The organism is Streptomyces venezuelae (assembly GCF_008642275.1).
Lineage (GTDB): Bacteria > Actinomycetota > Actinomycetes > Streptomycetales > Streptomycetaceae > Streptomyces > Streptomyces venezuelae_E.
In genome coordinates this window covers 7,273,266-7,294,781 of record NZ_CP029189.1, presented here as the reverse complement: position 1 = coordinate 7,294,781, position 21,516 = coordinate 7,273,266, and the positions used below count along the sequence as shown (strand labels likewise).

The 21,516-nt window shown below is 72.9% G+C and carries 18 protein-coding genes; 8 read left to right on the top strand and 10 right to left on the bottom strand.

Annotated elements, in window-relative coordinates; genetic code table 11:
* Positions 1 to 951 (bottom strand): NAD-dependent epimerase/dehydratase family protein, encoded by a 951-nt coding sequence (locus DEJ51_RS32305; protein WP_150261160.1) that lies wholly within the window; start codon positions 949 to 951, stop codon positions 1 to 3.
* A 91-nt stretch (positions 952 to 1,042) separates the two neighbouring features.
* Here DEJ51_RS32305 and DEJ51_RS32300 point away from each other — a divergent pair, with 91 nt between their 5' ends.
* From DEJ51_RS32300 to DEJ51_RS32280, 5 genes are all read left to right on the top strand, one after another.
* Positions 1,043 to 2,047, top strand: a complete 1,005-nt coding sequence (locus DEJ51_RS32300) for a cyclase family protein (protein ID WP_150261159.1) — start codon at positions 1,043 to 1,045, stop codon at positions 2,045 to 2,047.
* Positions 2,048 to 2,151: 104 nt separating this feature from the next.
* A complete protein-coding gene (locus DEJ51_RS32295; RefSeq protein ID WP_150261158.1) occupies positions 2,152 to 4,971 on the top strand; it encodes a SpoIIE family protein phosphatase in 2,820 nt (939 codons plus the stop codon).
* A 132-nt stretch (positions 4,972 to 5,103) separates the two neighbouring features.
* A complete protein-coding gene (locus DEJ51_RS32290) occupies positions 5,104 to 6,657 on the top strand; it encodes a sugar ABC transporter ATP-binding protein (RefSeq protein ID WP_150261157.1) in 1,554 nt (517 codons plus the stop codon).
* Positions 6,654 to 7,694: an ABC transporter permease gene (locus DEJ51_RS32285; RefSeq protein WP_150261156.1), complete on the top strand. Its 1,041-nt coding sequence runs from the start codon at positions 6,654 to 6,656 to the stop codon at positions 7,692 to 7,694. Before DEJ51_RS32290 ends, DEJ51_RS32285 begins: the two co-directional genes overlap by 4 nt.
* Positions 7,695 to 7,727: 33 nt before the next feature.
* On the top strand, positions 7,728 to 8,885 hold the full coding sequence (locus tag DEJ51_RS32280) for a substrate-binding domain-containing protein (protein WP_150261155.1): 1,158 nt from the start codon (positions 7,728 to 7,730) through the stop codon (positions 8,883 to 8,885).
* A 73-nt stretch (positions 8,886 to 8,958) separates the two neighbouring features.
* Here the strand turns inward: DEJ51_RS32280 and DEJ51_RS32275 are convergent, their stop codons facing one another.
* Positions 8,959 to 9,696 carry an NPP1 family protein gene (locus DEJ51_RS32275; protein ID WP_150262282.1) on the bottom strand — a complete coding sequence of 246 codons (738 nt, stop codon included), beginning with the start codon at positions 9,694 to 9,696 and terminating at the stop codon, positions 8,959 to 8,961.
* A gap of 736 nt (positions 9,697 to 10,432) precedes the next feature.
* A complete protein-coding gene (locus DEJ51_RS32265) occupies positions 10,433 to 11,290 on the bottom strand; it encodes an SDR family NAD(P)-dependent oxidoreductase (protein ID WP_150261154.1) in 858 nt (285 codons plus the stop codon).
* Between the two features lie 87 nt (positions 11,291 to 11,377).
* On the opposite strand from DEJ51_RS32265, the gene DEJ51_RS32260 reads away from it, so the two are divergent.
* Positions 11,378 to 11,863, top strand: a complete 486-nt coding sequence (locus tag DEJ51_RS32260) for a MarR family winged helix-turn-helix transcriptional regulator (RefSeq protein ID WP_150261153.1) — start codon at positions 11,378 to 11,380, stop codon at positions 11,861 to 11,863.
* Between the two features lie 18 nt (positions 11,864 to 11,881).
* Here DEJ51_RS32260 and DEJ51_RS32255 read toward each other — a convergent pair whose 3' ends face one another.
* Positions 11,882 to 12,526, bottom strand: a complete 645-nt coding sequence (locus tag DEJ51_RS32255) for a TetR/AcrR family transcriptional regulator (RefSeq protein WP_150261152.1) — start codon at positions 12,524 to 12,526, stop codon at positions 11,882 to 11,884.
* Positions 12,527 to 12,590: 64 nt separating this feature from the next.
* Between DEJ51_RS32255 and DEJ51_RS32250 the strand changes: the two genes are divergently transcribed.
* Positions 12,591 to 14,213: an FAD-binding oxidoreductase gene (locus DEJ51_RS32250; RefSeq protein WP_150261151.1), complete on the top strand. Its 1,623-nt coding sequence runs from the start codon at positions 12,591 to 12,593 to the stop codon at positions 14,211 to 14,213.
* A gap of 111 nt (positions 14,214 to 14,324) precedes the next feature.
* Here DEJ51_RS32250 and DEJ51_RS32245 read toward each other — a convergent pair whose 3' ends face one another.
* The 6 genes from DEJ51_RS32245 to DEJ51_RS32220 all read right to left on the bottom strand — a co-directional run bounded on the left by DEJ51_RS32245 (position 14,325) and on the right by DEJ51_RS32220 (position 20,440).
* Complete coding sequence (locus DEJ51_RS32245; RefSeq protein ID WP_150261150.1) at positions 14,325 to 15,215, bottom strand: geranyl diphosphate 2-C-methyltransferase; 891 nt, start codon at positions 15,213 to 15,215, stop codon at positions 14,325 to 14,327.
* A 15-nt stretch (positions 15,216 to 15,230) separates the two neighbouring features.
* Positions 15,231 to 16,592 carry a family 2 encapsulin nanocompartment cargo protein terpene cyclase gene (locus DEJ51_RS32240; RefSeq protein WP_150261149.1) on the bottom strand — a complete coding sequence of 454 codons (1,362 nt, stop codon included), beginning with the start codon at positions 16,590 to 16,592 and terminating at the stop codon, positions 15,231 to 15,233.
* Between the two features lie 318 nt (positions 16,593 to 16,910).
* The gene (locus DEJ51_RS32235) at positions 16,911 to 18,323 is read right to left on the bottom strand and encodes a family 2B encapsulin nanocompartment shell protein (protein ID WP_150261148.1); all 1,413 of its coding nucleotides are present in this window, start codon (positions 18,321 to 18,323) and stop codon (positions 16,911 to 16,913) included.
* A gap of 252 nt (positions 18,324 to 18,575) precedes the next feature.
* Positions 18,576 to 19,229, bottom strand: coding sequence for a GNAT family N-acetyltransferase (locus tag DEJ51_RS32230; RefSeq protein WP_150261147.1), 654 nt, complete (start codon positions 19,227 to 19,229; stop codon positions 18,576 to 18,578).
* On the bottom strand, positions 19,222 to 19,839 hold the full coding sequence (locus DEJ51_RS32225) for a hypothetical protein (protein ID WP_150261146.1): 618 nt from the start codon (positions 19,837 to 19,839) through the stop codon (positions 19,222 to 19,224). The genes DEJ51_RS32230 and DEJ51_RS32225 overlap by 8 nt, the downstream gene beginning before the upstream one ends.
* Positions 19,829 to 20,440, bottom strand: a complete 612-nt coding sequence (locus DEJ51_RS32220; protein ID WP_223836074.1) for a TetR/AcrR family transcriptional regulator — start codon at positions 20,438 to 20,440, stop codon at positions 19,829 to 19,831. Before DEJ51_RS32220 ends, DEJ51_RS32225 begins: the two co-directional genes overlap by 11 nt.
* Before the next feature lie 142 nt (positions 20,441 to 20,582).
* On the opposite strand from DEJ51_RS32220, the gene bla reads away from it, so the two are divergent.
* Entirely contained in the window at positions 20,583 to 21,485 is a 903-nt protein-coding gene (bla, locus tag DEJ51_RS32215) for a class A beta-lactamase (protein WP_150261144.1), read from the top strand.
* Positions 21,486 to 21,516 lie beyond the last annotated feature (31 nt).

Sequence of the window (21,516 nt, the reverse complement as noted above, 5' to 3'; positions counted from 1 at the left end):
TCACCCGTGCCGGTCGCTGGTTCCGAGCCGGTCACGCCACCACTGCGAAGTCGCCTTGATCTGCTCGTCGACGGGGGTGGACCGTACCGTGAACGCCGCCTCGTAGGCGCTGGAGTCCAGGACGAACGGGCGGTCGAACTGGTAGCGGATCTCCTTCAGTTCCCTGATCAGCGGGGAGAACAGCGCGGCCGCGCCGACCACGGCGGACGGGAGCCCGCGCACGGCGACCGGGCCCGTTCCCGCGTGGGCGCAGAGCCTGCCGACCATGTCCCGTACGGACAGCGGCGGCTGGGTCGGAACGTGCCAGGCACGTCCCCAGGCGCGCTCCTCGCCCGCGACCTCGACCAGCGTCCGGGCGACATCGGGGACATAGGTCCAGCTGTGCGGGGCGTCCGGGTCCCCCAGCGTGGTGACCGGCTTGCCGCGCAGCAGCGGCGGCACGACCCGTGCGGCCAGGTGGCCGCCGTCGGTGACGCCGGGTCCGAAGAAGTCCGAGGCGCGGACCTCGACCGCCCTGATCCGGCCCTCCTCGTGCAGCCTGCGCGCCTGCTCCCAGACCGCGGTCCGGACCCGCCCCTTGGTGCCGGTGGCGGCGAGCGGCAGTTCCTCGGTCATGGGTCCGTCCACCGGGCCGTAGCCGTAGAGGTTCCCCAGCATGACGAGGACGGCCCCGGTCTCCTCCGCCGCAGCGCAGAGCGACGAGGCCAGCGGCGGCCAGTCACGGGCCCAGTGGTGGTAGGGCGGTGCGGCGCAGCTGTGGATCGCCGCCGCGCCGCGCGCGACGTCGGTCAGCCGCCGGGTGTCCGTCGCGTCCAGCGCGACGTGCTCGATCCCGGGTTCCGGGCTTCGGCCCGACCTGGTGACGACCCTTACGGTACGGCCCTGTTCGACGAGGAGCCGGGCGGTGGCGGCACCGGCGGGTCCAAAACCTATGACGACATGGAAGCTCACGCGCGCACACTAGCGCGAACGAACGGCGCCCCCGTCCGCGGAGAACGTGTCCCGGCCAGCGCGGAAACGTGAACCGCCGGACACTGGGGACATGAGCGGCAACCCCACCGGAAACCCCGACGGAACGCCCGCTGCCGCCCCCACCGGAGCGTCCGCCGCCCGCGCCGGCCGGCCGGCGAACGGGCCCGCCGTCACCCGCCAGGAGTTCGACGCGCTGTTCGCGTCGGTCCGTACGTGGGGCCGCTGGACGGCGGCCGATCGCGGGTCCTGGAACCGGGTGACGGCGGAGCACGTGCGCAGGGCCACCGCCACGGTCCGGGACGGGACGGTGGTCCCGATGGCACGGCCCTGGGACACCCGCCCCGGCCCGGACAACGCGCGGCCCGCGCTGCACCACATGACCGACCTCGGCGACGTACAGGCCCCGGAGCCGTCCGTCCACAAGGATTTCCTGGCGGCGGACTACCACGGCAAGAGCGTGACCCACCTCGACGCACTGTCCCACGTCGCCTACCGAGGGCAACTGTTCGGCGGGCGGGCGGCGCGCGAGCACGTCGGTGCGGCGGGGGCCCGCTTCGGCGCCGTGTCGGCGCTCGGCGCCCTGGTCACGCGGGGTGTCCTGGTCGATCTGCCCAGCGTCCTCGGCGTCGATTGGCTCGAACCCGGCCGTGCGGTGCACGCGCGGGACGTCGTCGCCGCGGAGGAGGCGCTCGGAGTGGCCATCGGGGAAGGCGACGCGGTGCTGCTGCGTTCCGGAGCCCTGCGCCGGCGCCGGGAGCTGGGCCCCTGGAACCCCGACGCGGCGAGCGCGGGGTGGCACGTGGACGCCGTACCGCTGCTGGCCGAGCGCGCCGTCGCGCTGCTGGGCGCCGACGGGGACAGCGACGTACGGCCTTCGCCGGTCGAGGGCCTGCACTCCCCCGTCCATGCGCTCGCCGTCACGGCGATGGGGGTGCCGCTGCTGGACAACCTCGACCTCGAACCGCTCTCGGCGGCGTGCGCCGCGGCGGGCCGCTACGCGTTCCTGCTCGTCGTGGCACCGCTGAACGTCCCCGGCGGCACCGGCTCGCCCGTCAATCCGGTCGCGGTCCTGTGACGTCGGCCCCCTGATCACCTCACTCCCGCACCTCATTGCCGAAATGTGAGGAATATACTCAAATCTGGCGATCGTGGGTGCTCCGGTGAGGGGAAGTGATGCACATGGGGGTCGTCGGAGACCGCATCGGCCCCGTGCGATTCCGTGACCGATTCCTGCAGGGCGAGTCGGTCGAGGGGAGCGTGAGAAGTCCGATCCTGAGCTCGTGGCAGCGCAGCCGGCTGCTGGGGCTGTCGCCGGAGCAGTCCGAGCTCCCGTTCGCGGAGGGCTTCGACCCGGACGGTCCGCTGCTGCGCGCCGCCGAACCCGTACTCGACCGGCTCCAGAGCATCTTCGCGGGCAGCCGTACGAACATCTGCCTCGCCGACGGCCACGGCATGGTGCTCGCGCGCCGCTTCGGCGAAAAATCGATGCTGCGGCAGCTCGCGCCGATCCAGATCCTGCCCGGGTTCGTGTTCGCCGAGCAGGTGGCCGGTACGAACGGCATCGGGCTCAGCCTCGCCGAGCGGCGACTGTGCCAGGTCTACGGCGCCGAGCACTTCGCCGAGCGGTCCCAGGCGAGCGCCTGCACCGCGATCCCCCTGCGCGACCAGCTCAGCGGGCACATCCAGGGCGTCCTGTGCCTCGGCTATCCCTACACCGACGCCGACCCCGCGCTGGTCCCCGTGGTGCGCAAGGCGGCCGAAGCGATCGAACGACGGCTGATGGACCAGAGTTCGGCGCGCGAGCACGGTCTGCTGGAGGCCTATCTCGACACCGCGGTCCTGGCCCTGAGCGGCGAGCACGGACTCGACGGGCACGCGGTCGCGATGGCCGACTTCCTCCAGAGCGAACTGGAGCAGAGCGACCAGGCGACCCTCAAGGAAAAGGCCACGGAGCTGATGTCCGGCGACCGTCGGGCCGCCGCCGAGGTGCCCCTGTCCCGCGGCCGGTGGGTCACACTGGTCAGCCGCCCCGTGACGAGCGCCGCCGGGGTGGAGGGGGTCGTCGTCGAGGCACTGCTCCCCGAGGACTCGGAGCGGCACGCCCCCGCCCCCACCCACCAGCAGCCCCACGCCCCCGCCTCGGCTCCGCCCGCGCCCCACCCCCTCGTCACCCCCGGTCCGGGACCGGCGACGGTCCGCGCAGCCGGCGCACCCGGCACCGCAGGCCCGGCCGGGAAGGCCGTCTCGGCGCCCACCGCGGGCCTCGCGCAAAGCCGGGTCAGAGGGCTGGTGCTGGTGGGCGAGCCCGAGGTGGGCAAGTACGCCGTCGCGGCACGCCGTCGCCTGGAGCTGCTGGCCGAGGCCAGCAACCGCATCGGCACCACCCTGGACGTGAGCCGCACCGCCTGGGAGCTCGCCGAGACGGCCGTCCCGAGGTTGGCCGATTTTGTCACCATCGACCTGCCCGGGGGCGTGCTGCTCGGGGAGGAGTCCCCCCATCCCACCACCGAGATGCAGCGCACCGTGGTCCACGGGATCCGCGAGGACTGCCCCTTCTACCCGGTCGGAGCGCAGATCAGCCTGCGCCCCACCACACCCCACATGCGCTGCATCGCCACCCGGCAGCCGGTGCTCGAACAGGACCTGAGGGCCGCCTTCGGCTGGATCGCCCAGGACCCCGGGCACGCCGAGCGGCTCCTCGCCCACAACATCCACTCCCTCATCACGGTCCCCCTGCTCGCCCGGGGCGCCGTCCTCGGTGTGGCGAGCTTCTACCGCTCCCAGGACCCGGCCCCCTACGGGGACGACGACCGTTCACTGGCCCAGGAGCTCGTCGCCCGCGCCTCCCTCTGCATCGACAACGCCCGCCGCTACACCCGCGAACACACCCTCGCCCTGTCCCTGCAGCGCAGCCTGCTCCCGCGCGACCTCCCCGAGCAGAGCGCCGTCGAGGTCGCCCACCGCTATCTGCCCGCCGAGTCGGGCGTGGGCGGCGACTGGTTCGACGTCATCCCGCTGTCCGGCGCCCGGGTCGCCCTCCTGGTCGGCGATGTCGTCGGCCACGGGCTGCACGCCGCCGCCACCATGGGCCGGCTGCGCACCGCCGCCCGCAACTTCGCCGAGCTGGAGCTTGCCCCCGACGAGCTCCTCACCCACCTGGACAACCTGATGGTGCGCCTCGACCGGGAGGAGGGCGGGGACGGTCCCGGCTCCGGCAGCACCGGCATCGTGGGCGCCACCTGCCTCTACGCCATCTACGACCCCACCTCCCAGCAGTGCACGATGGCCCGCGCCGGCCATCCTCCGCCCGCGCTGGTCCGGCCCGACGGCACCGTGTCGCTGCTCGACCTGCCCGCCGGCCCCCCGCTCGGCCTGGGCGGCCTGCCCTTCGAGTCGGCCGAGATCCGGCTCCCCGAGCACAGCCAGCTCGTCCTCTACACCGACGGCCTCATCGAGGACCGCCACCGCGACGTGGACGTCGCCCTCGACGCACTGAACCGGGCGCTGTCCCACCCGGACCGGGCCCCGGAGGAAACCTGCCAGGCCGTGCTCGACGCCGTGGCACCCGAGCACCCCGACGACGACATCGCGCTCCTCGTCGCCCGCACCAACGCCGTGCCCGCGGACCGGATCGCCACCTGGGAGCTGGCCGCCGATCCCGCCCTCGTCTCCGAGGTCCGCGCCGCTTCCGTGAGCCAGCTGAACCGGTGGGGGCTGGAGGAGTCCGCGTTCGCCACCGAACTCCTGCTCAGCGAGCTCGTCACGAACGCCGTCCGCTACGGGACCGCGCCCATCCGGGTGCGCCTCATCCACGACCGCAACCTGATCTGCGAGGTGCACGACGCCAGCAGCAGCGCCCCGCGCATGCGTCTGTCGGCCACCACCGACGAGGGCGGCCGCGGCCTGTTCCTCGTCGCGCAGCTCGCCCAGTCCTGGGGCACCCGCTACACCACCGGCGGCAAGGTCATCTGGGCCGAGTGCACCCTGGCCGCCGCATGACCCCCGGACCCGGCGGGCGTTCGGCCATTGGAGTCAGCCCGTGCGGCGACATTCCGGGAATGAGCCCTGATGTCCCCGTAGAGTGCCCCGTACCGTCGGGAAGAACTCGGAGGCCGACCCCCGGAGAAGTCCGTGCATGACGCTCCCGACACCGGGGCGAGCCCACCCTCGCCGTCCGGTGCCGCACCACTCGTCCGCGTACGCGGCCTGAGCAAGCGGTTCGGCGGTACGCTCGCGCTGGACTCGGTCGACCTCGACATCCGGCGCGGCAGCGTCCTCGCCCTGCTCGGCCCCAACGGGGCGGGAAAGTCCACTCTCATCAAGGTGCTCGCGGGGGTGAACCGGGCCGACACGGGCGAGGTCACGGTGGCCGGCCATCCCCTCGGCAGCCACGCCGCCACCCGGAACATGTCGTTCATCCACCAGGACCTCGGCCTCGTCCCGTGGATGACGGTGGCCGAGAACATCGCCCTGGGCTCCGGTTACCCCCGCCGCCGCGGACTGATCTCCTGGCGGCGGGCCCGGGAACGCTGCGACGAGGCCCTGCGCATCGTCGCCGGGCATCTGGACGCCGACGCCCGGATCGCCCGCCTGGGCCCCGCCGAGCGCTCGCTGGTCGCCATCGCCCGCGCCCTGGCCACGCGCGCCGAGCTCCTCGTGCTCGACGAGCCGACCGCCACCCTCCCCGCCGCCGACTGCGCGCGCCTCTTCGACGTGCTCCACACCCTGCGCGACCGGGGCCACGGCATCCTCTACGTCAGCCACCGGCTCGACGAGGTGTACCGGGTCGCGGACACCTTCGCCGTCCTGCGCGACGGCCGCCTCGTCGACCGGGGCCCGCTCGCCGGTCACAGCCCGGACCGGCTGGTGCGCGCGATCGTGGGCCACGCACCGGCCGGTCGCCGGGCTCCGGGCACTCCCCCCGCCGCCGGCGCGCCCCGGCTGAGCCTCGCCCGGGTGCGCACCGTGTCCACCGGAGAGGTCAGCCTGGAGCTGCGCGCCGGAGAGATCCTCGGCATGGTGGGCCTGACCGGCGCCGGCCACATGGAGCTGGGCCGCGCCCTCGCCGGCACCCGGCCGCTCCTCGGGGGGCGCCTGCTGCTCGACGGCGCGCCGTACCACCCGCGTTCGGTCCACTCCGCACTCGCCTCCGGCGTCGGCTTCGTCGCCGCCAACCGTCAGGAGGAGGGCTGCGCCGCCGACCTGACCGTACGGGAGAACTTCCTGGCGAACCCGCGCGCGGCCGGCGCCCCGGCGGTGCACTGGATCAGCCCCCGCCGCGAGCGCGCCGAGGCGACCGCCCTCGCCGACCGGTTCTCGGTGCACCCCCGTGACAGCGAGGTGCCGATCGCCAGCCTGTCCGGCGGCAACCAGCAGAAGGTCATGGTCGGCCGGTGGCTCCGCGGACACCTGCGTCTGCTCGTCCTGGAGGAGCCGACCGCCGGTGTGGACGTCGGGGCCAAGGCGACCATCCACCGGCTGCTCGACGACGCACTCGCCTCGGGCCTGGCGGTCCTGCTCATCTCCACCGATTTCGAGGAGGTCGCGGACGTGTGTCACCGCGCTCTGGTGTTCGTCCGCGGCAGGGTGAGCACCGAGCTGAGCGGTACGGCCCTCACGGTCGCCGAACTCACCCGGACCGCCTCGGCCATGCCCGCGATCACCGGACCCACGGCGGACCGATGACCATGCCCCCTTCCCCGCCCCCCGCACCCTCGTCCCCGCCTTCACCACCGCCTTCGCCGCGGTCCCCGCTGGACCACCTGCGGGGTCACCACATCGGCACCTACGGCCTGCTGGTCCTCGCGGTCCTGCTCTTCCTGGTCTTCTCCCTCGTCCTGCCGGACACCTTCCCCACCCGCGACAACGTCTCCTCGATCCTGTCCAACCAGTCGATCCCGGCCATCCTGGCCCTCGGCGCGACCATCCCCATCGCCACCGGCAAGTTCGACCTGTCCATGGGCTACGGCCTCGGCCTGGCCCATGTGATGGTGCTGCAGCTCATCGTCGGCACGGGCTGGCCCTGGCCGCTCGCCTGCCTCACCGTGGTCCTCGGCGGGGCGCTGGTCGGCGTCCTCAACGGCGTCATCGTCGAGTACGTGCGGATCGACTCCTTCATCGCCACGCTCGGCACCGGCAGCATGATGTACGCCGTGACCGGATGGATCACCGACGGCTCCCGGATCGTCCCCGGCCCGGACGGCCTGCCGACCGCCTTCACCGGCCTCTACGACTCCCGGTTCCTCGGCCTGCCGCTGCCCGCCTACTACGTCCTGGCCCTCGCGGCCGCGCTCTGGGTGGTCCTGGAACGGCTGCCGCTCGGCCGGTACATGTACGTCATCGGCTCCAGCCGGCGAACCGCCGACATCATCGGCATCCCCAGCCACCGCTACTCCATTTACGCGTTCGCCGGATCGGGCCTGGTCACCGGGCTCGCCGGAGTGCTCCTCGCCGCCCAGCAGCAGACCGGCAACCCGAGCGTCGGGCTGGACTACCTGCTGCCCGCCTTCGTCGGTGCCCTGCTCGGGTCCACGACGATCAAACCCGGCCGCGTCAACTCCCTCGGAACCGTCGTGGCGGTCGCGGTGCTCGCCATCGGCCTCGCCGGGATCGGGCAGCTCGGCGCCGACTTCTGGGCCACGCCGCTGTTCAACGGGGCCACCCTGCTCATCGCCGTCGGCCTGGCCGGCTACTCCGCCCGGCGCCGGCTGCGCACCTCCTAGAAGATCTCGTACGCGCACCTCGTCAGGAGCACCGTGCACCCGAAGGACCCGCACTCGTACTCGCGCCGCACGACCACCCGCACGGCCGCGGCCCTGCTGTCGGCGGCCGCGATCCTCCTCGCCGGCTGCGGGAGCGGCCCTTCCACCGGCGCCGCGCCGCCCGAGGCCGGTTGCCCCGGCGCCCTCGCGAGCGCCACTGCGGCCGTCGCGCGGGCCGAGAAGTCCGACACCGCCTGGCACGGCCCCACCACCGGCCCTGCGGCGGTCCCCGGCAAGTCGATCGTCTACGTCGCCCAGACCATGACCAACCCCGGTGTCGCGGGCGTGGCGCAGGGCGTCGAGGAGGCCGCGAAGGCCATCGGCTGGCAGGTCCGGGTGATCGACGGGGACGGTACCCCGGCCGGCATCCAGGCGGCGCTCAGCCAGGCCATCACGCTGCGGCCCTCGGGCATCGTCATCGGCGGCTTCGATCCCCAGCTGACCTCGCAGCAGATGGCGCGGGCCGAAGCGGCCCGCATCCCGGTGGTCGGCTGGCACGCGGTGGGCTCCCCCGGTCCGAGCGCAAGACCCAGGCTGTTCACCAACGTCACCACCAAGGTGGAGGACGTGGCGAAGATCAGCGCGGACTGGATCGTCGCGCGGTCCGCGGGGAATGCCGGCGTCGTCCTGTTCACCGACGACTCGATCCCGTTCGCCAGGAACAAGGCCGAGCTGATCCGCAAGGAGCTCGCCACCTGCTCCGGCGTACGGCTGCTGAGCTACGAGAACATCCCCATCCCCGACGCCGCGAGCCGCACCGCGCAGGCGGTCTCCTCGCTGCTCTCCCGTTTCCAGGACGACTGGACGTACTCGGCCGCCATCAACGACCTCTACTTCGCGGACGCGGCCCCGGCCCTGCGCGCGGCGGGCAGGCCGGGCTCCGGGCCGCCCTTCAACATCGGCGCGGGCGACGGAGACCCCTCCGCCTTCCAGCGGATCAACAGCGGGCAGTTCCAGGCCGCCACCGTGCCCGAGCCGCTGAACCAGCAGGGCTGGCAGATCGTCGACGAGTTCAACCGCGCCTTCGCCGGCCGGCCGGCCAGCGGATATGTGGCCCCCGTGCACATCGCCACGGCCGGCAACAGCGACGGGGCCACGTCCTGGGACCCGTCCGGCTACCGCGAGGGGTACCGCAGGATCTGGGCGGGCTGAGACACGGCGCCAAGGGCAGCGGTCCCGATGCGGGACCGGTGCCCGTGGCGTCCAGGGTGCCGGGTGCCGGGGGTTACTGGTACGGGTCGAAGGGGATGCCGGCCGGCTTGGCCTCCGCCAGGTGGGAGGCGAACGAGCCGTCCTTCAGGCCGAAGTGCGCGCTGCCGAAATCGGCCTGGGTGAGTTTGTCGCGCACGTTCGCCGGGTAGCCCGACCATCCCACGAGCGTCGGGAACTGCCAGGTGCCCCGGTGGTTCTCGGGCGGCTCGTCATTGGTGTTCGCCGCGCGGAAGCAGTGCGTGCCGATGCCGTCCTTGTGATAGACGATCTTGGGGTGACTGCCGTCCCAGCGGATCTGGTCGCGCGCGTGGATGTTGAAGTCGCCGTGGGCGGAGGTCGCGACGTACTTGGCCTCGCCGCCCTGGATCCACACGACCACGTGTTCCCAGTCGTGCCGGTGTCCTCCGAGCTCGATGCCGGGCAGGGCCTGGTCCTTCTCGAAGTAGAGCGCGTAGATGACGGCGCACCAGCCGTTGTTGCACTTCCAGCGGGAGTAGCCGTTGGTGTTGGCGAGGTCCGAGGCGTCCCGGCAGCTGCCGTTGAGGGCGCCGGTGGGTTTGAGTCCGCCGTTCAGGACCCCGCTCGAACTGATGGCGGGCGTCGGGTAGCAGCCGTCGGTGTCGTAGTCGTAGGCGGGCTGGTAGGTCGACTCGATCGCTTCGGCCTTGCCGGGGAGCGCCGGGGGTGGCGCCGCGAAGGCCACCTGGGGAACGGCGACGACCACCGCGAGGGCGGCGCCGACGACCACCATCGATCGCCGGATGTGACGGTTCGTCCGCAAAACAGGCCTCCTGGCCGACCGGGTGCGAGGGTGGCGGACGTGTCACGGCGGAACACCGCCGACCGACACGCCGCGAGCATCATTCGCGACCCGGGGCGACACGGCAAGAGGCCGGGCGGACTCCGTTCCTTGCGTACGGAAGAACCCCAAAGGCCTTATAGACAATAAAAATTGACGGATTGTCAGTGATGAGCAGGGCGTCGTCCTCGACCGGTGCGGGCCCTGCGGCTGCGGCCATCGGGGCGATCGCGGAGCCGGGGCCACGGGCGGGGCGCGTCAGGGTCCGGCCCTCCGGCGGCGGGCAGTGACTGGAGCACACCTCGGGCCGCACCGCCAGGGTGCGGCCCGTCGACTCCACGAGCGCCACGGATGCGTGGCGGAAGCACACGATCCGATCGACGTCTTCATCGTGCGCCCGCCCGGGGCGCACCGAGACCACGACCCGAACCTGCCGCAGCCCGTCGGCCGCGCCCCGCCGGTCTTCAGGCGGGGGTCATCCGAGGGTGTTCATCAGGATGATGGCCAGAAGGTCCAGCAGGATGACGGCGACGACGCCGCCGATCATGAACCAGGCCCTGCGCGATTCGTCCATGCCCACGGGTCACCTCCCGGCCGGGGCGGGCGCCGCGCGGCCCGGGGGCCGCGCGGGGGACTCGTCCGCCTCCGGCCATCATGACCCGATTCCGGGCGGGCCGCTCGCGGCAGGTCAGGCGACCCAGGCGCCGGTCATGCCGACCACCGCCGAGCCGTCCTGGTCGGCCAGCTTGGTCCCCGTGAAGTCACGGGCCCACTGCGAGGTCTGGATGCGGAACGCGGGCCGGTCGGCGGTGAGCGCCTCCATGACGGACTCGGCCGCGCCGGCCGGGGTCTGCGCGCCGTTCAGGAACTGGCCGACCGTGCGCTCGACGTAGTGGCGCAGCGCGCCGGAGTACGGGCCGGCCGCGGCGATCCTCGCCTCCAGGTCGAGGCCGATGTTGTTCACGAACTCCGTCGCCACGGCGCCCGGCTCGACGACGGACACGCTCACGCCGACGGCGCCCGCGACGGGAGCCAGGCTCTCCATGTAGCCCTCCACGGCGAACTTGGCTGCGCAGTAGGCCTCGTTGAAGGGCTGTCCGACGACACCGCCGACGCTGGTGACGGTGATCAGGCGCCCGCCGGTGGCCCGCAGGTGCGGCATCGCGGCCTTGGAGACGTTCAGCACGCCGAAGAAGTTGACCTCCATGACCTCGCGGACGTCGGCGACGGATTCGAGTTCGAGGGTGCCCACGTGACCGGCGCCGGCGTTGTTGACGACGGCGTCCAGCCGGCCGTGGTCGGCGATGACGCCCTCCACGGCGGCGATGACGGAGGCCTCGTCGACGACGTCGAGCTGCCGGATGTCGAGCTCGACGCCGGCCTCGACCGCGGCCTTGCGCAGGGCGTCGGCGCGGCCGGTGTCACGCAGGGTGGCGACGACCCGCCAGCCGGCCCGGGCGGCGGCGATCGCGGCGGCCAGGCCGATGCCGGAGGAGGTGCCGGTGATCAGGACGGTGCGGGCGGGGGTGGCGGGGGACGTCGACATGACGGGGGCCTTTCGAGGGGGGATTTATGTGCGTGCACACACACTATAAAATTATGTGTGCGCACACGCAAGCTCTAGACTGCCGACATGCCGAAGAAGCTCACCGAAGCCGAGATGCCGGCGGCCGACTACGCCTTCTACGGGCTGGTGTGGGCCGGAACGGTCATGACCGACCGCGTGGACCGGGCCCTGGTCAAGGCCCACGACCTCCCCGTGTCCTGGTTCGAGGTCATGCTGTGGCTGGCCTCCAGCCCCGAGCCGGTGCCCGCCTCCGTACTCGGCAACAGCACCCTGCTCAGCCGCAGCCAGGTCTCCCGCGTCGTCGACGCCCTGCAGACCCGGGGCCTGGTGACCCGTACGCCCTCGGCACGCGACGCCCGGTCCGTGGAGGTCTCCCTCACCGAGGCGGGCCGTACGGTGTTCGCCGAGGCGGACGCCACCCGGCGCGAAGCCCTGGCCCCGGTCTTCACCGAGCTCCTCGACGAGCGGGACCTGGCGGCGCTGGGCACGGTGTGGCGCAAGCTCAAGGCCGCGAAAGCCGCACAGGCCGAGCAGGGGGAGCGCGCCCGGTAGTCCCGGGCGGGGCTCCGGTCAGCCGGGGTACCCGTCGGGGGTGAGGGTGGCGGCCGCCGCGAAGAGCCGGGCGCAGCGCCGCGTCATGGCCTCCGGGGTCTGCTCCGGGTGCTTGACCCACCAGCGGACGAGGGTGGCGACCAGGTCCCGCCAGACGTACTTGAGCGCGTCGGCGTCCAGCGGGTCGGCGGACCCGGCCGCGCGCAGCAGTTCCGCGGTGCCGCCGACGGCGAGCCCGTCGATGGCCGCCCAGTACTCCGAGGCCCGGCGCGCGGCCTCCCCGCCGGGCGGCAGGGTGGTGTCATAGAGCACGAACCATGCCCCCCGCCGCCCTTCCAGGGCGGCGAAGATGCCGTGGAGCACGCGCAGCGGCGTGTGCGGGGCGGCCCCGCCGCCCTCCCCCATCGCGGCGCGGATGGTGTTCAGCAGCTGGTCCCCGACCGGGACCAGACAGGCCACGTACAGGTCCTCCTTGGTGCCGAAGTACTGGTGCAGCAGCGTCTTGGTGACACCCACGCGGGCGGCGATCGCGGGAAGCGACGCGGCCGCGAATCCGTGCGCCCCGAACTCCTCCGTGGCGGCTTCCAGCATCTGCCGACGGCGGTGCTCCCGCGGGACTCCCTTGGTTCCGGCTTTCGACGCATGCGAGGAGGGGGTTGCCATGAGCCGATATTATCAGTAGGTAATTTACCGCTAGGTAAATTACCTCGACCCCTGGAGCGCCGCCATGGCCGGCACCACCCCGCACCCCCCGCAGCCCTCGTCCCGCACCCGCTCCTGGTGGGGCTGGGGCTGGACGGACGCACATCCCGACGACGCGGAATGCACCGCGATCGGCGCCCTGCTCCCGGGCACCCTCGGCCGCCCGCTCCCGGTCCCCCGCGTCCGTGACCTGGCCATCGCGGCCCCCGCCGTCGAACCCCCGCCGAGCCTCGCCCACCTGGTCGGCGCCGACCCGTCGGACCGCGCCGCGCACGCCATGGGCAAGGCGTACCGCGACGTGGTGCGCGCCCTGCGCGGCCGCCCCGGCCGCATCCCCGATCTCGTCGCCCGCCCCACGGACGACCAGGGGGTGGCCGATCTGCTGGACTGGGCCGGTGAGCGGCGGATCGCCGTCGTCCCCTACGGCGGGGGCTCCTCGGTCTCCGGCGGCGTCGAGTACCGCGGCGACGCCCACCGGGCCGTGATGTCCCTGGACCTGACCGCCATGGGCCGCGTACTGGAGGTGGACCCCGAGGGCCGGGCGGCGCGCATCCAGGCCGGCACGCTCGGTCCGAGCCTGGAGGACCAGCTGCGGCCCCACGGCCTCACCCTGCGGCACTTCCCGCAGAGCTTCGAGTTCTCCACGCTGGGCGGCTGGCTCGCCACCCGGGCCGGCGGCCACTACGCCACCGGCCGTACCCACATCGACGACTTCGTGCAGTCGCTGCGCGTGGTGACCCCGGCCGGCACCGCCGACTCGTGGCGGCTGCCCGCGTCCGGCGCGGGCCCCTCCCCCGACCGGCTGTTCCTGGGCTCCGAAGGTGCCCTCGGCGTCATCACCGAGGCGTGGGTGCGCCTGCAGGAACGCCCCCGCCACAAGGCGTCCGCCGCGGTCGCGTTCTCCGACTTCCACAGCGCCCTCGGAGCGGTGCGCGCCCTCGCGCAGTCCGACCTCTCCCCCGCCAACTGCCGTCTGCTGGACTCCGGTGAGGCCGCGCTGTCGGGCGCGGCCCACGACGGCAGCTCCGTACTGGTCCTGGGGTTCGAGTCCGCGGACGAACCGGTCGGCGCCCGGCTCGAACGGGCCGTCGCGCTGGCCCGCTCGCACGGCGGACGGTACGGGGGGACGGGCGGGGCCGGCGGCCCGCAGGAGGGACCGGAGGGCGACGCGGCCGTGAGCGCCTGGCGCTCGGCGTTCCTGCGGATGCCCTACCTCCGCGACGGGCTGGCCCGGATGGGCGCGGTCGCGGAGACCTTCGAGACGGCGGCCACCTGGGACCGGATCCCGGGCCTGGTCGACGAGGTGCGCCGGGAGGTCGGCGAGGCTGCGGTGAAGGCCACCGGATTCCCCGCGACCGTCAACTGCCGTCTGACGCACGTGTATCCGGACGGCGCGGCGCCCTACTTCACCGTGCTCGCCGCCGGCCGGCCCGGTGACGAGGTCGCCGTCTGGGACGACCTCAAGGCCGTCGCGAGCGAGGTCCTGCACCGCCACCGGGCCACCATCACCCACCACCACGCCGTCGGCCGGGACCACCGGCCCGGCTACGACCGCCAGCGCCCGGAGCCCTTCGCCCTCGCCCTGCGGGCCGCGAAGGGGGCGCTCGATCCGCGCGGCATCCTCAACCCCGGAGTGCTCGTGGACTGACCGGGGCGGGGCCCGCGGGTCCCGGCGGCCCGCCGGGTGTGCCGTCCCGGAACGCGGCGAGGGGGCCCGGCCCGTCGGCTGACGGCCCCGGCCCCTTCGGCCCGCGTCCGGTCAGACGCGGTCGGCCGCGATCAGGACGTACTGGAAGGAGCCGTCCTTGTAGGACTCGATGAACGCCTCTTCGATGCCGGTGACCAGGGAGGACGTGGCCCGCAGCTCCCAGTAGGGCAGGGTGTCGGGGGTCAGGTCGACGACGGCCTGGGGCACGAGGCGGTTGTCGGCCATCGCGCGCAGGTACTCGCGGCGGGAGTGGATGTTGCACTCGAAGTGCGCGTTGATCTGCGAGACCCACTTCGAGGGCTGGCCGTAACGCGGGTTCCAGCAGCCGGTGATGGTCACGTACCGGCCGCCGACCTCGAGGACGCGCGAGTGCTCCGCGAAGAGGTCGTGCAGGTCGACGTACATGCTCGACTCGTTGTTCCAGGAGCCCGCGGCCTGCCCGGTCTCGAACGGCGTGCTGAGCATGTTGCAGACACGGGCCCGGACGTGGTCCTCGATGCCGAGTTCCCGGGCTCGCTGGTTGGCGAAGTCGGCCTGCTTGGCCGACAGGGTGACGCCCTCGACCTTGCATCCGAAGCGCTGGTGGGCCATGACCATCGAACCGCCGCGGCCGCAGCCCGCGTCGACGAGGGTGTCGTCGCGGCCGATGGGGCCGAGGTGTTCGAGGAGGAGTTCGGCCTGGGCCGACTCCAGGCGGTGGAGCTCGGCGATCAGCTTCTTCTCGTATGCGCTGTCCTCGGTGGCGCCGAGGGCGGCGTGGTCGATGTCGCCGATGCCGTAGTGGTGGTGGTAAAGGCCGTCGACATCGCCGAGACGCAGGTTCACGGGCCGGGCCTCGTGGTCCCAGTACCGCGCGATGTCCCCCTGGTAGGGGGTCGCCGGACCGGGGATGAACACCGAGGAGGTACCCGCGGCGACGGTGGTGATATCGGTGCTAGTCATGAACAGTTCCCATCTTTACCAGAAATCGGGCAGGCTGTAGCGATAGGTGTTGGTCTGGTGCCAGTAGTGGTTGCCGTCGACCCATACGGCCACCCCGCGCAGGAAGCGCTGAACGGTCGGGACCGGGCAGGCGGCGGCCAGGTCCGCGGCCGCGGCCTCGAAGTCGCGCATCAGGTCGTTGTGGACCTCGACGGCCTTCAGGTAGGCCTCCTGGTCGGAGCAGCTCTCGCGTTCGGCGATCACCACCGGCAGGTTCAGGTGCCGTCCGGGGCTGGCCAGTTCCTTGGTGTAGGAGTACAGGTCGTTGACGATCGTGGTGGCGTTCCCGGCAAGCGCGATCACCCGTTGCATGGCGGGCTGCGCGTGGAGGTCCGCCGGCAGTTCGTAGCCGCCGACGGAGTCGGTGATGGTGGGGCAGGGGCGGAAGTTGTTGAACTGGCGCATCGCCAGGTACTCCCACACCTCGGGGACGTACTCCGTCTGCGCCCAGGCACCCTCGGCGAGATAGCCCATGTGCAGCCGGGCCATGTCGTGCCGGAACCGGTCGGCCTGCGAGGCGGTGCTCGCCTGGAGGAAGTACTCCATGGCGGAGCGGTAGGCGCGCCGGGGCGCGTCCGAGAGGAGCGACGCCTCCCAGTCCGGTGCGTACTCCTTCGTCGTGTGCAGGGGGTCGAGAGCGGTGTGCGCGAGCAGCAGGCGTCCGCCGAGGCCCACGGGCGAGCCGCCGTGGTCCTCGCAGTAGCAGTCGTCGACCGCGTTCTCGGCGACCATCAGCCGGGTGGCGAGCATCAGGTGTTCGATGCTCGGGGCGTCCGGATGGCAGGCGACCATGTAGCGCCCGACGGAGAAGCCGTCGAACTGGTCCTCCCAGTCCTCCGGGTAGAGCGACACCTCGTCCAGCGCCCAGGCCTTGATCCGGCGGCTGAGCTCCTCCACCCGCACCGGATCGGGCTCCGGCACCGGGTGGTAGTAGAGGCCCGGGATCGGACGGCCCACCGCCGGGACGGGCGCGTCCGGCGCCCCGGGCGGGGGCGTGTCGCTCCGGGCCCAGTGCAGGCTCGCCGTGCCCAGGCCGCTGGGCCCGCGCAGGATCCGTTCGAGGGCGGCACTCGGCTGCGGCGCGGCGGCCTCGGCCGCACCCGCGTCGGGTACGGGCGCGGATACGGAAACGGATACGGGTGTCAGGGCCGGGGGCCCCGTCGGGAGGGCGGGCAGGGCCGGCAGGGCCTGCGAGGGCGGTGGAGAAGGCTCGACGGGCCCGGCGCCGGCGGCGGGTTCGACGCCGGCGGCAAGGGCGTTGGCGAGAACGTGGGCCCCGAAGGACGCCACGGCGGCGGGCAGGCTCGACTGCAGAGGGGAAGGCCCAGGATCGGGCATCCGTAACTCCTCGGGGAGATGAGTGGGTTGTCCCGGATCCCGGGCGTGCGCGGCGGGCCAGGACAGGCAGGGGTCCTGGCTGTCACGGCCGTCGGGCAGGTCCTCCTGCGCCGTTTCTTCCGGATCCTGCTCGGCCGGCGAGATCCGGAAGAGAGGGCCGAGGCCGCCTCTTCCGGACCTTGCCGGCCGGGCCCGCGGCGTCCGGTGCCGTGCCCGGCAAGGCGGAGGGGCGCCCGCGTACTGGACGCACCCGGGCGGCCCCGACAACGCGGCCGGGTGCGGTGCCGGGCGGGCCCGGCGGGGTCCGGAAGGGACGGACTAGTCCCGCCTGCGGGCGATCTGCACGTTCTCCAGCACTCCGAGCGCGTCGGGCACCAGGATGGCGGCGGAGAAGTAGGTGGTGACCAGGTAGGAGATGATGGCCTGCTCGCTGATCCCCATGAAGCGGACCGAGAGGCCGGGCTCGTACTCCTCCGGCAGGCCGGTCTGGCGCAGACCGATGACACCCTGGTTGTCCTCGCCCGTTCGCATGACGAGCACCGAGCTGGTGTTCTCCTTGCTGATCGGGATCTTGTTGCAGGGCAGGATCGGGACCCCGCGCCAGGCCGGAACCGACTGCCCGCCGACGTCGACGTGGTCCGGGTAGAGCCCGCGGGCGTTGAACTCGCGCCCGATCGCGGCGATCGTCCGGGGGTGGGCGAGGAAGAACTTCGAGCCGCGGCGGCGGCACAGCAGCTCGTCGAGGTCGTCCGGGGTCGGCGGGCCCGAGTGGGTCTGGATCCGCTGCTTGAAGGCGGCGTTGTGGAGCAGGCCGAAGTCCCGGTTGTTGATCAGCTCGTGCTCCTGGCGCTCGCGCAGCGCCTCGATGGTGAGCCTGAGCTGTTCCTCGGTCTGGTTGTGCGGCCCGTTGTAGAGGTCGGCGACCCGGGTGTGGATCCGCAGCACGGTCTGCGCGATGGAGAGTTCGTACTCGCGGGGCTTGAGCTCGTAGTCGACGAAGGCGCCGGGCAGGTCCGCCTCACCGGTGTGGCCGGCGGACATCGCGATCTCGGCCTCGCCGTGCTTGTTCTGGCGCTGGTGCGGGAGCGAGCTGAACCGGTTGATGTGGTCCTGGAGTTGCGGCGCCGCGGAGAGCACGGAGGCGAAGTCGCCGCGGGAGAGGGTGAGCAGGATGCCGGGGGTCTCGGCGGTGGCCGTGTAGTCCCAGGTGGCGTCCGCGTCCAGCAGGGCGTTCTCGCCGAACCGGTCGCCGTCGGCGAGTACGGCGACGGCGACGTCGTCGCCGTACTTGCCGACGGAGGTCTGGCTGATGCGGCCGTGGGCGATCAGGTGGATCTGGTCCGCGGGAGTACCGCGTTCGACGATCACCTCACCGGCGCGGAAGTCGCGCTGCACGCACCGGCCGGCGATCGCGGTCAGCACCTCGTCGTCCTCGAAGCCGCGCAGCAGGGCCAGTTCGCCGAGCTCGCGCGGGATCACCCGGACGTTCGCGCCGTCCTGGACGAACTCGATGGTGCCGTCGCCCACGGTGTACGTCAGCCGGCGGTTGACCCGGTAGGTGCCGCCCTTGGTCTCCACCCAGGGGAGCATCCGCAGCAGCCAGCGGGAGGTGATCTCCTGCATCTGCGGGGCGGACTTGGTCGTGCTGGCGAGGTTGCGGGCAGCCGCCGTGCTCAGGCTGGACTGCCGCGGCGGCTCCAGCTGGGCTTCCGGGCTGGTGTCAACGGTCATCGGGCGAGCTCTCCTTCGCAAGGGCGGTGACCGGCGAATGCGCGCGTCACCAGGGAACGAGGAAAAAAGAGGGGTGAAATATCCGGGAATCCGTCCAGATCCGGGGGAACAGTAACGGCCGGTGCACCCGTCTTGAGCCTGAAAACCGTTGGCGTTACCTCGATGCAGTGATCTCGCACCGCAGGTGGTTTGCCGGGGTTGTGGACGATATTCGGCCTTGTTCACGAACACGGCCGAAAAGCGGCAGGGCGGTCAGCTCCCGCGGCGCCTCCCGTCTGCCGGCGCGTGTCCGGGCGGGGCATCGGGCCGCCACATCGCCGTCACCTCCAGCGGGCCCACCGTCAGGCGCCGCACGGTGGTGAAGCCGAAGCGGCGGTAGAGCCGGACGTTCGCCCCGTCGGCGGTGGTGAGGAAGATGCCGCCGGGCGCGGGGGTCGTGGCGAGCAGGTGGCCGAGGAGCCGCCCTCCGGTACCGCGCCCCGCCGCGCCGGGCTCCACGCCGATGAACTCCAGGGTCCAGGCCCCGGCCGGGGTTTCGGCCTCGGCGGCGTGCAGATAGCGCAGCGTCCGCACCAGGGCGCGCGGGCCGCAGCCCGCCAGGGTGCGGGCCGCCCACGCCGCCCGGGCCGCACCCGAGGGCACGGCGGCGGGCGGGGTGAGGACGGCGGCGGCGAGGGGCCGTCCGCGACCGTCGGCCAGCAGGTGCCGCCGGGCCCCGGGGAGCGTGGCGTGCGTACGCAGGGTGGCGGTGAACCAGGCCTGCCGTACGCGGTCGGATCCACCCGCGATCCATGCCATGGCGGGTTCGCGGACGAAGGCCGCGGCGAGCACGGGCGCGCACCGCCCGGGCGGCGGGGCGTCGTCGCGGACGAGGCCGGGACCGGGGCCCCTGTCGGGGTCAGACATCGCGCCGCCGTTCCAGCGGTGCCTCCGGCACGAGGTGGCACACCAGGAGCTTCAGGAAGAACAGCGGCGCGAACCAGGCGAGGGCGGTGGGCACGGGCAGCCAGAACAGGTTGACCACGACGGCCGCCGAGTAACCGGCCATGGCGACCGGGCGCTTGAGATGGACGGGCGTGAACTCCACGGCCACGGCGGCACCGAGCAGCAGCGCGGTGTTGCCCAGGGTCCAGGCGCGGTCCCCGCCGAGCACCAGCAGGCCCATCGCGGCGAGGTGGAGCACGTGGGCGCCGACGAAGAGCAGGCGGGCGCGCCGGGCCCCGGGGTCCTGGCGGTGGTACCAGCGCTTGGCGGAGTTCGTCGCGTTGGTGAGGATCCCTCCGAGCAGATCGAGTCCGATCAGCACCACCACGGCCCACTGGAGGCCGTTCCAGTCACGGTGGATCCCCGACGACCACACCCCGGCGGCGAGCAGCAGCGCGCACCCGCCCGCACCGAGCACCTCCACCGCCGATTCGGAGCGGGACTTGCCCGGTCCCATGAAGCGCTCCAGACGGCCCAGCGGCCCCGCCGAGGTGGGCGGTATCTCCCAGTGGATCTCCAGATCAGTGCGCACGCCCGGCCCCTCCGTCCGCTCCGCCGCCCCACAGCCCCCGCAGCAGGCTCCAGACCTGCTCGCTTCCCGACGCCGTCGGCCGTGCGGAGCGCAGCACGCCCAGTGCCCATGCGTCGGCCGCCCGCATCACGGCCGCGGTGGCGCCGGCCAGCAGGGCCGGGTCCACGTCCGTCCGGATGAATCCCAGCCGCTGCCCGTCCTCGACCACGGCCCCGAACCAGCCCGCCCAGGCGCCGTCCTGAGCCCGTCCGAGTGCGGTGTCGGCAAGGGCCAGGTCGTCCGGGTGGGTGTGCAGGTGGGCGACCAGGGCGTGCGATCCGGCCTCCAGCCGTGCCCAGAAGCCTGCCTCGTCGGGGGCCGGGGTCCAGGGCCCGAGCACGCCGAGCAGGCGGTCGAGCACGTCGTCGAGGACGGCGGCGAGGAGGTCCTCGCGGCCGTCGAAGTACTGGTAGGCGGCGGTCTTCGAGAAGCCCGCCGCCTCGATGATCTTGTTGTACGAGGCGGACGCGGGACCGTGCTCGGCGAAGTGCGCGCGGGCGACGGTGAGGATCGCCTCCTGCCGTTCGGCCGGAAGCCGGTGGAAGCGCGGGAGTGGAGTCATGTACTCACGGTACACACCAGCAGGGTGTACTGCTAGTACACCCTGCCGGTACACCTCATACGTACACCACCATGCCGGAACCGAATTGATCACTTTTGGCGTCTTCGGGGTCATCTGACCGCGAGGAAGAGGAGAACCCGACGTGAGGACCTCGGACGCATCGACGTCCCGACGCGCACTGCTGACCGCGGGAGCCGGGGTGGCACTGGCCGCCGCGCTGCCGGCCGGCCCGGCCCGGGCCGCCGCGTCGCCGGCGGCGGGGCTGCGCGCACTGGAGCGCGAGTACGGCGCGCGGCTGGGGGTGTACGCACGGGACACCGCCACCGGCCGGACCGTGGCCCACCGGGCCGACGAACAGTTCCCCATGTGCTCGGTGTTCAAGACGCTCGCGGCGGCGGCCGTGCTGCGGGACCTCGACCACGACGGCGCGCACCTCGCCCAGCGCGTCCACTACACGCTCCAGGACGTCACGGACGCGGGTGGCGGGTCGGTGACCGAGCGGCCCGGGAACATCGCGAGCGGCCTGACCGTGGCGGAGCTCTGCTCCGCCGCCATCGCCCAGAGCGACAACGCGGCCGCCAACCTGTTGCTGCGCGAGCTCGGCGGCCCCACGGCGGTCACCCGTTTCTGCCGCTCGCTGGGCGACCGCACGACCCGGCTCGACCGGTGGGAGCCCGAACTGAACTCGGCGGAGCCGTCGCGGGTGACCGACACGACGAGCCCCCGCGCGATCGGGCGGACCTATGCCCGCCTCACGCTCGGCGACGCGCTGGACGCCGGGGACCGGGAACAGCTGAAGCGGTGGCTGCTGTCGAACACCACCAGCGGCGACCGCCTGCGGGCCGGCCTGCCGAAGGACTGGGCGGTCGCGGACAAGACGGGCGCCGGTTCGTACGGGACCAACAACAACGTGGGCATCGCCTGGCCCCCGGGGCGTCCGCCCGTCGTCCTGGCCATCCTCTCGACCATGCCGGAGGCGACGACGCCGCGAGACGACACGCTGATCGCCAGAACCGCGAAGCTGCTGGCGGACATGCTCGCCTGAGCCCTCGACCCCGGGCCTGCGGGCGGTCGCC

Bases quoted from the DNA above. Each gene is read 5' to 3' on its own strand.
- DEJ51_RS32300 (WP_150261159.1), top strand. From the start codon at position 1,043: ATGAGCGGCAACCCCACCGGAAACCCCGACGGAACGCCCGCTGCCGCC.
- DEJ51_RS32295 (WP_150261158.1), top strand. From the start codon at position 2,152: ATGGGGGTCGTCGGAGACCGCATCGGCCCCGTGCGATTCCGTGACCGA.
- DEJ51_RS32285 (WP_150261156.1), top strand. From the start codon at position 6,654: ATGACCATGCCCCCTTCCCCGCCCCCCGCACCCTCGTCCCCGCCTTCA.
- DEJ51_RS32275 (WP_150262282.1), bottom strand. From the start codon at position 9,696: ATGGTGGTCGTCGGCGCCGCCCTCGCGGTGGTCGTCGCCGTTCCCCAG.
- DEJ51_RS32265 (WP_150261154.1), bottom strand. From the start codon at position 11,290: ATGTCGACGTCCCCCGCCACCCCCGCCCGCACCGTCCTGATCACCGGC.
- DEJ51_RS32260 (WP_150261153.1), top strand. From the start codon at position 11,378: ATGCCGAAGAAGCTCACCGAAGCCGAGATGCCGGCGGCCGACTACGCC.
- DEJ51_RS32255 (WP_150261152.1), bottom strand. From the start codon at position 12,526: ATGGCAACCCCCTCCTCGCATGCGTCGAAAGCCGGAACCAAGGGAGTC.
- DEJ51_RS32250 (WP_150261151.1), top strand. From the start codon at position 12,591: ATGGCCGGCACCACCCCGCACCCCCCGCAGCCCTCGTCCCGCACCCGC.
- DEJ51_RS32245 (WP_150261150.1), bottom strand. From the start codon at position 15,215: ATGACTAGCACCGATATCACCACCGTCGCCGCGGGTACCTCCTCGGTG.
- DEJ51_RS32240 (WP_150261149.1), bottom strand. From the start codon at position 16,592: ATGCCCGATCCTGGGCCTTCCCCTCTGCAGTCGAGCCTGCCCGCCGCC.
- DEJ51_RS32235 (WP_150261148.1), bottom strand. From the start codon at position 18,323: ATGACCGTTGACACCAGCCCGGAAGCCCAGCTGGAGCCGCCGCGGCAG.
- DEJ51_RS32230 (WP_150261147.1), bottom strand. From the start codon at position 19,229: ATGTCTGACCCCGACAGGGGCCCCGGTCCCGGCCTCGTCCGCGACGAC.
- DEJ51_RS32220 (WP_223836074.1), bottom strand. From the start codon at position 20,440: ATGACTCCACTCCCGCGCTTCCACCGGCTTCCGGCCGAACGGCAGGAG.